Source organism: Anabaena sp. PCC 7938, assembly GCF_049315035.1.
Classification (GTDB): Bacteria; Cyanobacteriota; Cyanobacteriia; order Cyanobacteriales; family Nostocaceae; genus Anabaena; species Anabaena cylindrica.
In genome coordinates this window covers 1,237,853-1,251,223 of record NZ_CP186034.1, presented here as the reverse complement: position 1 = coordinate 1,251,223, position 13,371 = coordinate 1,237,853, and the positions used below count along the sequence as shown (strand labels likewise).

Genomic DNA, 13,371 nt, shown 5'->3' with positions numbered 1-13,371 from the left:
GTTTGAGGCTAATATTACAATGGAAAATATTGAAAAATTGAGGATAGACTGAGAATGACCCAGGTGGTTTTAGGAGAAAACGAAGGAATAGATTCAGCCCTCCGTCGGTTTAAACGCCAAGTCTCCAAAGCTGGTATATTAGCCGACGTAAAGTATCATAAGCACTTTGAAACTCCCCAAGAAAAACGCAAACGTAAGGCAGTCTCAGCTAGACGCAAACGTCGTTTTTAAACATTCATTTATTTGGCTTGGTAATGGTGTGATAGCAGGTGACAGGTGACAGAGAAAAAGCAGGGAGCAGGGAGCAGGGAGCAGGGGGAAAGATAAATATTCTTCCCCAATTACCTATTACCCATTACCCATTACCCATTACCCATTACCCATTACCCATTACCCATTACCAGCCTAAACTAGATAACTAGCCACCTGGGTTAATCTCAACAGTTCGGCTATTACAACGATTCATAGCCTTTTCGACACCTTGTTTAAAGCTGAGTTCTACACACTCAACCACAAAATCCAGCACCAGAGACATCAATTTATTTTCCGCAGCCGAAAACCGCCCCAACACATGAGAGACAGTCTCAGAATTATCATCATCACCCACACCCTTGGGTTTACCAATACCAATTCGTAACCTGGGAAAATTTTGGCTACTTAAATGTGAAATAGTACTTTTCATCCCGTTGTGTCCACCAGCAGAACCAGACAAACGCAGACGAGTTTTTCCCAAAGGTAAATCCATATCATCATAAATTATTAGAACCGACTCAGGCGGTAATTTATACCAACTTGTTACCGCTTGAATAGACTGTCCTGAACGATTCATATAAGTTAGAGGTTTCAGGAGACGAACTTTACCACCACCAGGTGCAATACCTTCGCCAAAACTTCCCTGAAACTTGCGATTTTCCGCCAGTGGAATTTGCCAAGCACGCGCCAAAGCATCCACAGCCGCAAAGCCAATATTATGGCGAGTTTGGTCATATTTAGGTTCTGGATTCCCCAAACCGACAATTAGCTGGGGAATTACCAAAGCAGGTTGCTTCTCAACTTCTGTCATTTTTGCTATGCAGTATTTTCCTAGCTGCTGGGAGAGGAACCAGCATTTTCTGGCTGTGGTGTAGCAGCTTCAATGTGTTTGGTTTCCAATTCAGCAGTTGTTTTCACAACTTGTTCTAACTGTTCAGCTTCCCGTTTGAACTCATTTTGAAATTCATTAGAAGCTTCTTGGAAACTACGAATTGTTTTACCCACACTCCGACCGATTTCTGGTAGCTTCTTGGGGCCAAAGATTAACAGCGCCACTACCATAATTAGAGCCATTTCTGGTAGACCAATACCAAATATATTCATTTCAACCTGCCACAAAACCTGACATTACATCTGTAGTTTAATCAATAGTTAGGATTAATTGAGCAGTCAAGTCTGAACAAATAACCACCCCAGAAATATAAGACACCCGGACAAGCCGGGTGGACGCAAACTTGTTATCCAAGTCTGAGGGCTGTATAGCAGTTAACCGCCTAAACTCCGCCAATCAACAAGTACATCCTGAATCAACAGTGACTTATTGTAAACTTGCAGGATAATTAGCAGAAATACGAAAAATAAACCCATAAAAACAGCCATTAAAGGTGTCGTACCCCAACCTGGAGCCACCTTACCATACTCAGCATTTAAGGGTCTGAGGATATCTCCCAACCTAGTCCGTTGTGCCATAGTTCACCTAAGATCAGTTGCCAAAGCTTTATTAATTTTCTTATTGCTGCCCATTGTAAAGTGCTGCAATATTTCAGCAGGATTTTCACCTTACAAACTGGGGCTATTCTGACTATGACGATAATACCACTATGAGGGTAGGGTCGTTTACCTGAGTTCGGTGAATAGTTTAATGGTATTTGCATTAATTTTTGTAATATTCTATAACATAGTTCTCATAATATATGCCTAACCTTATGGACTTAGAACCTGGTTTAGTTATTGGTATTTCTGTCGGTGTAGCACTACTGGTAATTACTGGTATGGCAATTTACACCTCATTTGGGCCTCCTAGCACTCAGTTAGATGATCCTTTTGATGACCACGAAGATTAGTTTATGGTGGGCATTGCCCATCCTCATGGTTAAAATTTTACTTGTCTGAATCAGGATTTACAGGATTTGAGGATTTACAGGATGTTATACCATTTCTTTATGAGGATGCGCTTTATTTGCGGATGTAGAGCCGAGAATCCCTACCCATGGAACGTCTCTACGGTATTTATTTGGCGCAACTTTATACAGAATTGGTATTAGTTGACAGTATGATTTTTTGAATCCTGATTCAGACAGCAACTCAGCCTATGTTTTTGGTATAACTACAAAAGTAGCAATTTTCCAAGGTGCAATTTTATCAACTTCTTGATTTATCGGCTTTTCTAATAAATCAACGGCTTCATCTAATGTGAATAAATCACTTTCTAGAGATAAATTCCCTGTTTTTCCGTGACATTCATAAAAGCGCATAATAAATTTGTGCAGATTATCTTCACTGGGTTTCAAAGCGATTAAAATTAAATTCTCACCTGATAAATTGAGAAAACTTTGGTTTTGAGAAAAGTTCAAGGCAGATTGTATATTTTCTGGATTTACTAACACCTGTAATGGGATATTTAACTCATAACCGTGTTTGACAGTATCTGCTTCTTCCCAACTTTCAAGATGAGGGTATAAAGAGTAAGTAAATTCATGTGTTCCTCTATCAGCTTGAGAGTCTGGCCAGTTAGAACTTCTGAGAAGTGTGAGACGGAGTTGACTGGTTTTGGTATCGTATCCATATTTACAATCATTCAATAAACTCACACCGTATTTATCTGTAGATGAACTTGTGGTTAAATCTGCCCAACGTAAAGCCGGAACTTCCCATTTTGCTTTTTCTGCGGGGGTTTGGGGATTTGTAGAACGACGAATTGCACCGCAGGGGATTTCATAAGTGGCAAAATCGGCTTCGAGGTTGAGAGGAAAAGCTGTTTTAACTAACACTTGATTTTCTTGCCAATTTACAGTATTGGAAATTTTCAGCAGTGGTGAAGCGACTTGGAGAATGTAATCTTGACAAAATTCCGATTTTCCGAGTTGACGAACTACACGCAGACGTTGTTGTATTTCTCCATTTTCTAACCATTGAATAGATTTGAGTTGAGTTGGAGGTAAGGGATGTTCTCTATAATTGGGGTCAATGTTCCAAGCGTCCCAATATTGGCCACCGTCTTGAAAGGCTTGGAGTTGATTTCCCGCACCGCTGAGAAATTCACGGTTTTGGATTTTGTTAAATACGCTTGCTAAATCTCCTGTTTCCGGGTTTACTTCAACGCGCAGATATTGATTTTCTAATATCCATTCGGGGTTATGGGGTGGTGAAGTGGGAAAATGGGAAGAGGGAGAAAGCCAATAGATGTTATAACCTACAGATGGGACAGTAGCGAGAAACAACAAAGAGTTTTCACTTTCTTGGGAAGCAAGTTGGTTTCCGTCAATGTCATAAATTTTCCATGTTTGGTCAGCTGCTATGGTAGGTAAGGTAACGCTGACGACCTCGGAACGTTGCCAATTGAGAGAGTTAAAAATTATGATGGGTATGCTATTCGGTTGTGGTGGTTGTGATAAATTGATGTGAGATGCGATCGCTCTCAAAGATTGATCTAATATTTTTTTTCCCACCTGTTCCACCTGTTGCCATTCCGGTAAAGCATCCTCATAAACCTGAGTAATAGAAGAACCGGGTAAAATATCGTGAAACTGATTAAATAAAACTTGCTTCCAAGCAGTTTCTATATCGGATTTCGGATATGTCACCCCACAGACAACATTTGCTAAAGTTGCAAATAACTCAGCTTCATATAAAAGATTTTCAGATTTGCGATTCCAGCGCTTTTGGTCTGCATGGGTAGTATAACATCCGCGATGAAATTCCAAATAAAGCTCATCTTCCCAAACAGGTAAATTTTGACTTTGGGATTTTATTAATTGCAGATAGTTTTCCGCGCTTGTAAATTCTAATTGCGGGAAAACAGGGGAATATTGCCAACGTCGGGCTATTTCCAACATATCACGAGTCGGCCCACCACCATGATCACCCACACCAGGAAGCCACAGAGAATCATGTAAACCCGTTTGAGATTCCCATTCACAGGCGTATTGAGCCATTTTAACAGGGTCGATGGTTTCGCCTATCGGTGCAGACATAAAACTAAATATTTGACTACCATCAAGCGATCGCCACCAGAAAGCGCCATAATCAAACTTAGTAGTATCATTCCAGCGTAACTTCTGAGTCACAAAAAACTCAACTCCCGCATTGGCGAAAAACTGAGGTAAAGTTGCACAGAAACCAAAAGTATCAGGAACCCAAACCACAGGGGAAACCTTCCCGAACTTTTCCTGAAAATAACGCTGTCCATATAACAACTGACGGACAATAGACTCACCAGAAATCAAATTCAATTCCGGTTCCACCCAAAACCCACCTAAAACTTCCCACTTCCCCGCTTTAACCTGAACTTGAATCTTCGCAAACAAATCAGGACGATGTTCCTCAACCCAAGCATATAAAGCCGGAGTCGAATGACAAAAAACCAACTCAGGAAAATCAGCCTGTAAACTTAAAGCCGACTCAAAAGTACTTACCGCAGCATTCCAAGTTTCCGAAACAGGCCATAACCATGCTAAATCTAAATGAGCATGACCCAACAAATGAATTTTAGATTTTAGACTTTGGATTTTAGATTTAATAAGCTGCTGACGCAAAGACAAAAGAACCCTTTCCCATTCTTCCTTCTTCTCTTCTTCCTTCGCGTCCTTCGCGTCTTCGTGGTTCAATACCTCTTCAACCGCTTCAACCAAAACAGATAACCTATCAGGTGCGAACCCTTCCAGAAAAACTTCAACAACAGCCAACTCATCAGCCAGAAAACCCGGATCTAGCCTATCATAATTGATAGACTCATAAACGAAAAGCGATCGCACCAAAGCCCCATCACAATGTCCCGGACTCACCAACCGCAAAGCAATAAAAAACTCATCCCCAACCTTTACCCCTTGACTTAAAAGCACTCTAGGTGAACAATCAAACAAATCACCCGCCAATACCAACTTACCATTAACATAAATCTCCGCCGCATCAGCCCACCAAACCAAAGCCAACCGCAAAGACAAACCCGCTAAATCATAACCCTGTAAATCTTGGGGAACAACCAACTTTTGCACCAGCCACAGCACCTGCTTCCCCCCTGTCCAAGCAACATAGGCCTTATCATTTAGCTTAACAGGTTGCCAAACAGACCAATCTGAATTCATAACCTCGTCAATTCCCCAGTCAACCTGCTGATAAAACCAACAGGACTGGATATTAACTTGACAGCAAGCGCGTAACTTCTCAATCGCTTCTGATATAGATTTAGTATCGAATGGATAAACAGGAAGAGTCATATTTCGCTAAGATGATGGCACTGACTGACGATAACTAACAGTTTTGTGGGAGTCTCAAAACTTAATCACACTCACACTAACAAATCTCTACCATGTCCTCTAGTTCCTCAGGTCGTTATCAAAGTAAACTATTTAACTTTTTCAACCAGCAATCTCAGCGGTTGACACAGCAGTGGGAAAACTCCTTCCGACATTTGCAAGTTGCTACCAAATGGAGTGTCGAAGCCTTACTTTACCCACTTTACCAACTGTTTCAACCAGATGAACTAGCAGGAAAAAGGCTACAATCACAAACTCCTCCACCTGTTGATGCACCCATTCAGCACGTACTAGAGTTAGTTCAAAATCTACCATCTGCCGCAGCTTCTGATACACAAAACTTACAAAAAGTCAACCCATTGGCCTTCTTAGGTGATACCCTGCGGGAAGCAGCCACCCGTTTAGGATGGTGGAAAACTGTCAAAAATCAGCCTGAATCTAATATTACTAAATCTCTATCACCAGAAAATACACTCCAGAAGCATATACCCAAAGTGCTAGGAATTGCAGTACATTTAGAAAATCGTAATTTGGTACTTGTTACCAACGATAACAAAATTCTCGATGTTTTGACAATTCAACAACAGACAAAAATAGCAGATAAAATCAATAGTGAAATCGCTGAATATAGTTATTCTTTAAAGTTAACTGAGTCTAAAAAAGGACAGGAATTATTACCAGAAATTGACCGCTTATTAACAAAATTAACTGGTCAAAATAACTCAGATATCACGAATTTATCTGAAAACAACATTATCGTAAATCTTCCATCTTATCCTGGAAAAATTCTAGCATTACTAGATAACGTTATTGCCAACTTAGAAATTACATCTTTATCACCTGTAAAACAACGTAGTCAAGAAATTATTCAAAGTGCTAAAAATCAACTTGACATATTTATATATGGTAGAGAACAGATAGAAGCCAGAGAAAAAAATTCATTTAATGCCAATAATTTAGAAAATCAAACTCCGACTATTCCAGCCTTAATTGAAGCTGCAATAAATTATTTTTTTGGTGGTAGAAATATTCACCAACTTGATAATCAATCAAATTCAGAAAAACCACCAATTAAACCTGCAAAACAGGTTAACCAAAATCATCAATTGCCGCAATCTGACTTAATCACAGATACTTGGTTGAATTATGGTGATTTGTTTGGTGATGTAGAAATAAAAGCTGATGATGTAAATTCTGATTTAACTGCTAATTCATTTACACAAGATACTCAGCCAGACTTTTTACCAAAATCAAAAAAAGGTGTATTTAGAAATAACAAACCATCAAAAGTATGTGCTAATCCCCAAGTTGAGACTGAGAAAAAAAATCAACGTCAAATACAACCAGATTGGATAGAAACCACAGCCACATTTTTAGGATATGAAATCCATCCATTAGAGCAAATTTTAGCATGGTTAGATCATGTCATGTTGTGGCTAGAAATGATATTTATGAATATGATTTATTTCTTTAAAGGGTTATTACAGGTAAGGTGAAACGTCAGAATCAGGATTTACAGGATTAGCAGGATTAAAGATGAGGATTCTTATTTGATGTTTGGATTTTTAAAAAACCGTTAATATCTCGACCTTATGAGGATAACAAAATTCAAAGGAAAAACTTCAATAAAAACTCTGCGTTACTTTGCGTTTACCTCAGCGAACCTCTGCGTTTAAAAGTAAAACTTCCAATCGTTTTTAACATATATCCTCTTACCTTCTGATCAAGCAACACAAATTCCATATTGGGGTAGCAAATCGTGAATAACGTAAAATTGATGTGCTTGTAAAGCATCGTGAAATAATTTCCAATTGCTGACTAGGAAACTGGGATGATAGGGAAAAATCTCATTATCTTTGTCAACAGGGCTTTCAGTTCCCAAAGCGAGGTATTTCCAGGAACTTTGACCCTTGGCAATATAGTTGATAATTGCTGGGCCAAAACTAAATTTACCTTGTGCGATCGCATCTAGCCATTTTTGATGGCGAACATGACCTTTGATATCCTGAATATTCTCAAACATGAAAGCAATTAAACTTTTATCAGCTTCTGGTAATCCTGGGACAATAGCATCTGGATCACCTTTTAAATAACGCTGCATAGCCTTACACATATGATCAGCCGCTTCCAGAAAATCTTCAGGATTGTTACGCCTAATTTTTTCACCCCTACCGTTGATATAACCCCAACGTAAAAACGGCTTATCAGGATGACTCAAAACCGCACCATGCCCTAAAGGTAAAGCCTCACTGACAAAATAATTCTTCAACCTATCCATCAAATTACGATCTGGTTGGTCATTTTCATCAAGTAATTTTTTCGCCTCATTGACTCGATGATTAACACCAGCAAAACCTTGATGCGCCCAGGTATCAACATAAACGTGCATAGTAATACCTAGACGATGTAAACCATAAGCACTTTCACGACGTTGGATACATTCCCTCACCATTTGCTGCGCGACATCACTATTAGGACGACAAATCAACTTTTCAATAAACTTCCCTTCAGGATCTTCACCTGCTGGTTTTCCGCCATTTCCAGGTAAAAAATGAAAAGGAATCCAAACATGATGAATTGCTAACGCCTTAAAATTGCGATAATCTAACATCTTGTGTGCAGAACTGATGCGGGTAAACATCGCCCCATTATCGAATCGAATTAAACCGCTATTAATAGCATCATCTACATATTGGGCGCAGTAAGCGACAATACCAGCATCTTCATGCTCAAAACCCGCTAGTCGCGCTACAACGTAGGTGACACCATGGTGAAAGTCTATTTGCATCTTGAGTCATTTATGAGGGAATTTACGTATAGACTATAACGATTTGGGCGCTATTGCCTAACTTTTTACCTGATAGCAGTTCTCAAACTGTGACATCTGTTCCTCTTATTTCCTCTCCGTGCCTCTGCGCCTCTGCGTGAGAAAAAATCTTGTTACTTCCTTTCACCACAACATCCGATTTAGAAAATGCCGTAACAACTTTATCCCCGTTGGTTCTTGATAATTTGTAGGTAACAAAGCCTGAATCGCCTTTTCCAACGCTTCCAAAGCTGCATCTATTTCTTGACGCTTCGGCCTTGTAGTTGGGGGAAAATATAAAGGTTCACCCACCCGAATCATTAACTCTTTTCTCAAAAACAAATCATGAGTACCAATTAATGCAATTGGTATAATTGGTAATCCAGCCCGCAAAGCATAAATTACCGTCCCGCGTTTGAAAGGATGCAAATGACCCTCAGCAGTTCCCAATCTCCCTTCAGGAAAGAGAATCAACCCATCTCCACGATTAAAAATTGCCGCAACAATCCGATCTATGCGGCGTAACGTTTGGATATCTCCACCGGGATTGACATTTTCTTGAATAGCTGTAGCTAATTCCTTCACCTCCTCCTGTCCAGCTTTCGCCGCAGCCATGACAGCGAGTTCTTCACCCCAAATTCGCTCTAAGGGAATTACACCACCTGCAAAACCTAAAATAAAGCGTTTCCAGCATTTGTTGTAGAGAGTGCGGGCATCACCGAGAATGTAATAGTGGGGTTGGGTGGGAATTTCTGCGAGTAATACTAATGGGTCGATGTGGTGAAGATGGTTAGCAGCTAAGATAGCTGGTGTGGGCGGGATATTTTCAATGTTTTCGACGTGGATAGAAAAAAGAGCATGAATGAGCGATCGCACTACCCAACGTCTGATATTAGCATTAACTCGTGGTTCCGTATATTCCTGACTAATCGCAGATAACTGATTGAGAGTAGTTTCTATAGTATGACGAATAGAGCGATCGCTTGCCGCAGCCACGCCTTCCCTTACCCGTTTGATAGTTGCATCAGTCAAAAGCGGTAGGGTTTCTGATTCTGGCTGATGATTTGATCTCAATTCCCCATCAGCTTGAACTTCAGGAGAAGATTCGCTCGAAGAACTATTCATGAACCAATCATAATGCGTGATGGTCTACATTAAAACATCCCCCTGCAAGAAGTCTATACAATCCATTTGGGATCTTGGTCAAAGAGTATAGGAGCAAAAGCCCAAATTACTCAGTATATAAAACAATCACTCAATTTTTAAATTCCCAAATTTAGGACTCCACCATCCCTTAGCTGTATGAAAATAAGCCACATCCTTATGTTTCTTATCCTTCCAAGACTCCTGACCAGAACACCGCAGCATAGTTTTACTCTGTCCATCTTTAATATAGCTGTATTCCTCCAAAGGTTTTTTACATACTGGACAGGGATATGAAGTCAGCTTTGCTAAAGACTTGGGAGCATTTTCATCTGGAGATGTTTTAGTTTTGGGTGCTTCCCAAGCTTTGTTAAAATCACTCCAAAACAAAACAATATTTTCACACCCACTCACACATTTGAGAAAGTATTTCTTTTTAACTTTGCTGCTAGGAATTTTAGCTAAACAATTCTTACACTCAGGACAACGAGTTTTAGAAGTTTCATATTTGCGCTCAACTAAATTATTTGTTTTAACTGTAGATGATGAATTAACAACCACAGTTTTAGCCTTAGAAAGCGCAGGTACAAAATAATTTTTATTCCAACTAGTCAGATAATGTTGCCAGGAGTTTTTTCCCTCAGAAATTGCATCTAGGGCATCTTCCATCTTGGCAGTGAATTCTGCTTCTAATAAATCCGGTAAAGCCTTTTGCAAAAACTCATCAACTTCTAGCCCCAAAGCTGTAGGTTGAAGATTGTCTTTTTTCAACTCCACATAATTGCGTTTCTTTAAAGTCGCAACTGTGGGAGCATAGGTACTAGGACGACCGATTCCTTTGCGTTCCATTAGTTGTACTAGTTTTGGTTCGCTGTAACGTGGTGGTGGTTGGGTCTGTTTTTGGTCATGTCCGGCATTTTCTAAAGTCAGTATTTGTCCCTGTTGCAATACAGGTAAAACTGCATCTTTGCTAAGATTCGGCCAATATTTTGCATAACCGTAGAATTCTATTACTTGCCCTCTAGCTTGCCATAAAATATTACCTGATTTCGTAATTATCAAAGTTTTGCGAACTTGTGCAGGACGACATTGAGAAGCGATCGCTCTTTTCCAAATCATCACATATAAGTTAAACTCATCTTCAGGTAATTCTGCCCGCAATTGCACTGAAGGACGAAAGACATCTGTGGGACGAATAGCTTCATGTGCTTCCTGCGCTGTTTTACTACTGCGATGCTTGGCTACCTGCTGGGGGACATTTTGGGGATCATTTTGTTCCAACCACTGACGCGCACTGGCACAGAAATCAGGACTCAACATGACTGAATCTGTTCGCATATATGTAATTAACCCTGCCTCATATAGCTTTTGGGCAACCTGCATGGTTTTGTCAGGGGCAAATTTCAACTTTGAACCGGCTGCTTGTTGGAGGGTGGAGGTGGTAAATGGTGGAGGGGGTTGACGATTAACAAGTTTCCCTTCAACTTGAATAATTTGATGTGAGTGACGCTTTGCATCCTCAACTAATCTTGTGGCTTCTGCTTCTGAGAGAACGCGCTTAGATTCAGGTTTTTCTGGGTTATTACTAGCTGCATCATCGTGAGTTTCAGTCTCTTGTTCTGGTATTTCTGTGGGAGTATTGGCTGTACTTTTGTAAAAAGCCCGAAATCCTTCTTTGTAATCTACCCAGACACTCCAGTAATCTTGGGGGACAAAAACTTGAATTTCTCTTTCTCGCTGACAAATGAGGTGTAATGTGGCGCTTTGGACTCTACCTACGCTTTTCGCGCCATTATTTAATGCCCAAACTAGAGGACTGCCTTTATAACCTACTAGCTTGTCAAGGCAATCTCGACATAATCCTGCACCTATTAAGTTGGTGTCAAGTTTTCTTGGATGTGCGATCGCTGTTTGTACAGCTGATGCTGTAATCTCTGTATAAATTACTCTTTTTGGTTCTCTCAAACCTAACGTTTCTTTGAGATGCCAAGCAATGGTTTCTCCTTCTCGGTCTGGGTCTGTTGCTAAAACCACTTCATCAACTTGTCTGACAGCGGCTTTTAGTTGTTGAATTGTTTCCTTTGCCCGTTGGTCACGAGGGATATAATTGCAGTTGACACTATTGCCTTCCATTGTAAATCCTAGTGAATCATCCCCCTCATTGCTGAGTTCGCGGATATGTCCACAACTTGCGCGAACAATCCAATCTGAACCGAGAATTTGACTCAGCTTTTTGACTTTACCAGGGGATTCGACGACTAGGAGGCGTTTGGGCATAGCACCTATTTTCTAAATGCTCTATGTTGAGTGATTTGTAACAGTAAGCAATTTTATAATGCATTTTAGTAAAAATATACTATGATTGTACTTTTATTTAGAGTTCTCCAATTAAAAAAATATCCCAAAATTTCTTGTGGTGCGGGCCGAAAAGCCCGCTAATAATACAAGGACGGGCAAGATGCCCATCCCACAAGATTGGATCATCTTTTTTGTGGAGTTCTCTTATTACTTTAAAAATACAACTTTGTGACGACTGCACTTGGCATCAATTGAGCGCATAATGTCCACTGTACCAAACCCTGCTCCCAAAAAAACGCTCCAAAATTTTGGTTAAGAACTTTGAACGAACCCTAGTTCGTGCCGCTGCCAAACTCAATCTCTGCTTCATGAGGCTAATGATTAAGAGACTAGCACCACCTTCTTAGATGTCAAATGGGTTCTATATATTATATTTCTCTTTTGTCAAATCCAAGACATGACAATATTTAAACAAATTTGTCACAAAAACCCAAAATTTCTGTAATTCCTCCTACAGTTAGAAGCTATTTTCCCTACAATGTACGTTGATAGGCTAATAGCTTGCTGGGAAAGAACGTAAAAAATTAACCCTATGATTTACCACAGCGTAGGCACATTTAAAGGTGTTGGGGGACTTGACCTGTATTACCAAAGCTGGAATCCAGGGGATAAGGTACAGGCAATATTAGTACTGGTACATGGACTCGGAGGACACAGCGGACTTTACAAAAATGTAATTGAGCATTTGCTACCCCAGCAATATGCCATCTATGGCTTAGATTTACGTGGACATGGGCGCTCACCAGGTCAAAGAGGTTACATAAATACTTGGGCTGAGTTTCGTGATGACGTGCGAGCCTTCTTGCAAATGATTCAGCAGCAGCAGCCAGGATGCCCACTTTTTCTATTTGGTCATAGCATGGGCGGAATGATAGTTTTAGACTACACTCTGCACTATCCTCAAGATAAATCTGCATTGCAAGGTGTAATTGCCTTTGCACCAAGCATTGGAGAAGTCGGAGTATCACCTATTCGCATACTGTTAGGAAAAATGCTCTCCCAGGTGTGGCCGCGTTTTTCCTTAAATACGGGACTAGACACAACTGCTGGTTCACGAAATGAGAAAATTATAACTAGCTACAATCAAGACAATTTGCGGCATACCCGCGCCACAGCCCGTTTCTCTACAGAATTCTTCGCTACAATTGCCTGGATTCATGCCCATGCTGCCGAATGGCAAGTACCTCTATTAATTTTACATGGTGGTGCTGACAGAGTTGCGTTACCTAAAGGCAGTGAACTTTTCTACCAGCAAGTCACTTACCCAGATAAACTACGCATAGAGTATCCAGAAGCCTATCATGATTTACATTGTGACATTAATTATCCTCAAGTAATGGCAGATTTGAGTAGTTGGATGAATCAACACTTACCGAAAGAATTAGGGCAGTTAGAGCCAGTGATGAGTAATGAGTGATTGGTAACAATTAGTGATCAATTGTTTAGACACCTCCGCAAAAAAAGTAGCGCCGTTCCCGGAAAAATCATTTTTATCAATGAGTTCAGAAAACTAAACTTCCTACCCACACAGGGAAGTTTAGTTTAAGAAAGCTAGGG

General features: G+C 40.2%; 11 protein-coding genes. 4 read left to right on the top strand and 7 right to left on the bottom strand.

The window, feature by feature from the left end:
* Positions 1 to 54 precede the first annotated feature (54 nt).
* Positions 55 to 231: a 30S ribosomal protein S21 gene (gene rpsU, locus ACOWPH_RS05935; RefSeq protein WP_015214505.1), complete on the top strand. Its 177-nt coding sequence runs from the start codon at positions 55 to 57 to the stop codon at positions 229 to 231.
* A 187-nt stretch (positions 232 to 418) separates the two neighbouring features.
* Here the strand turns inward: rpsU and pth are convergent, their stop codons facing one another.
* From pth to psbH, 3 genes are all read right to left on the bottom strand, one after another.
* Entirely contained in the window at positions 419 to 1,063 is a 645-nt protein-coding gene (gene pth / locus ACOWPH_RS05930; RefSeq protein ID WP_015214504.1) for an aminoacyl-tRNA hydrolase, read from the bottom strand.
* Between the two features lie 20 nt (positions 1,064 to 1,083).
* On the bottom strand, positions 1,084 to 1,356 hold the full coding sequence (locus ACOWPH_RS05925) for a TatA/E family twin arginine-targeting protein translocase (RefSeq protein ID WP_015214503.1): 273 nt from the start codon (positions 1,354 to 1,356) through the stop codon (positions 1,084 to 1,086).
* A 162-nt stretch (positions 1,357 to 1,518) separates the two neighbouring features.
* A complete protein-coding gene (psbH, locus tag ACOWPH_RS05920; RefSeq protein WP_015214502.1) occupies positions 1,519 to 1,722 on the bottom strand; it encodes a photosystem II reaction center phosphoprotein PsbH in 204 nt (67 codons plus the stop codon).
* A 236-nt stretch (positions 1,723 to 1,958) separates the two neighbouring features.
* Here psbH and psbN point away from each other — a divergent pair, with 236 nt between their 5' ends.
* Positions 1,959 to 2,096, top strand: coding sequence for a photosystem II reaction center protein PsbN (gene psbN, locus ACOWPH_RS05915; RefSeq protein ID WP_042464920.1), 138 nt, complete (start codon positions 1,959 to 1,961; stop codon positions 2,094 to 2,096).
* A gap of 246 nt (positions 2,097 to 2,342) precedes the next feature.
* Here the strand turns inward: psbN and ACOWPH_RS05910 are convergent, their stop codons facing one another.
* The gene (locus ACOWPH_RS05910; protein WP_015214500.1) at positions 2,343 to 5,468 is read right to left on the bottom strand and encodes an alpha-mannosidase; all 3,126 of its coding nucleotides are present in this window, start codon (positions 5,466 to 5,468) and stop codon (positions 2,343 to 2,345) included.
* Between the two features lie 92 nt (positions 5,469 to 5,560).
* Between ACOWPH_RS05910 and ACOWPH_RS05905 the strand changes: the two genes are divergently transcribed.
* Positions 5,561 to 7,003 (top strand): hypothetical protein, encoded by a 1,443-nt coding sequence (locus ACOWPH_RS05905; RefSeq protein WP_015214499.1) that lies wholly within the window; start codon positions 5,561 to 5,563, stop codon positions 7,001 to 7,003.
* Between the two features lie 227 nt (positions 7,004 to 7,230).
* Here the strand turns inward: ACOWPH_RS05905 and ACOWPH_RS05900 are convergent, their stop codons facing one another.
* The 3 genes from ACOWPH_RS05900 to topA form a co-directional block, all read right to left on the bottom strand.
* Positions 7,231 to 8,295: a DUF6765 family protein gene (locus tag ACOWPH_RS05900; RefSeq protein WP_015214498.1), complete on the bottom strand. Its 1,065-nt coding sequence runs from the start codon at positions 8,293 to 8,295 to the stop codon at positions 7,231 to 7,233.
* Between the two features lie 162 nt (positions 8,296 to 8,457).
* Positions 8,458 to 9,438, bottom strand: a complete 981-nt coding sequence (locus ACOWPH_RS05895) for a lysophospholipid acyltransferase family protein (protein WP_015214497.1) — start codon at positions 9,436 to 9,438, stop codon at positions 8,458 to 8,460.
* A gap of 126 nt (positions 9,439 to 9,564) precedes the next feature.
* Positions 9,565 to 11,733 (bottom strand): type I DNA topoisomerase, encoded by a 2,169-nt coding sequence (gene topA, locus ACOWPH_RS05890; RefSeq protein WP_015214496.1) that lies wholly within the window; start codon positions 11,731 to 11,733, stop codon positions 9,565 to 9,567.
* A 613-nt stretch (positions 11,734 to 12,346) separates the two neighbouring features.
* Between topA and ACOWPH_RS05885 the strand changes: the two genes are divergently transcribed.
* Positions 12,347 to 13,231 (top strand): alpha/beta hydrolase, encoded by an 885-nt coding sequence (locus tag ACOWPH_RS05885; RefSeq protein WP_015214495.1) that lies wholly within the window; start codon positions 12,347 to 12,349, stop codon positions 13,229 to 13,231.
* Positions 13,232 to 13,371 lie beyond the last annotated feature (140 nt).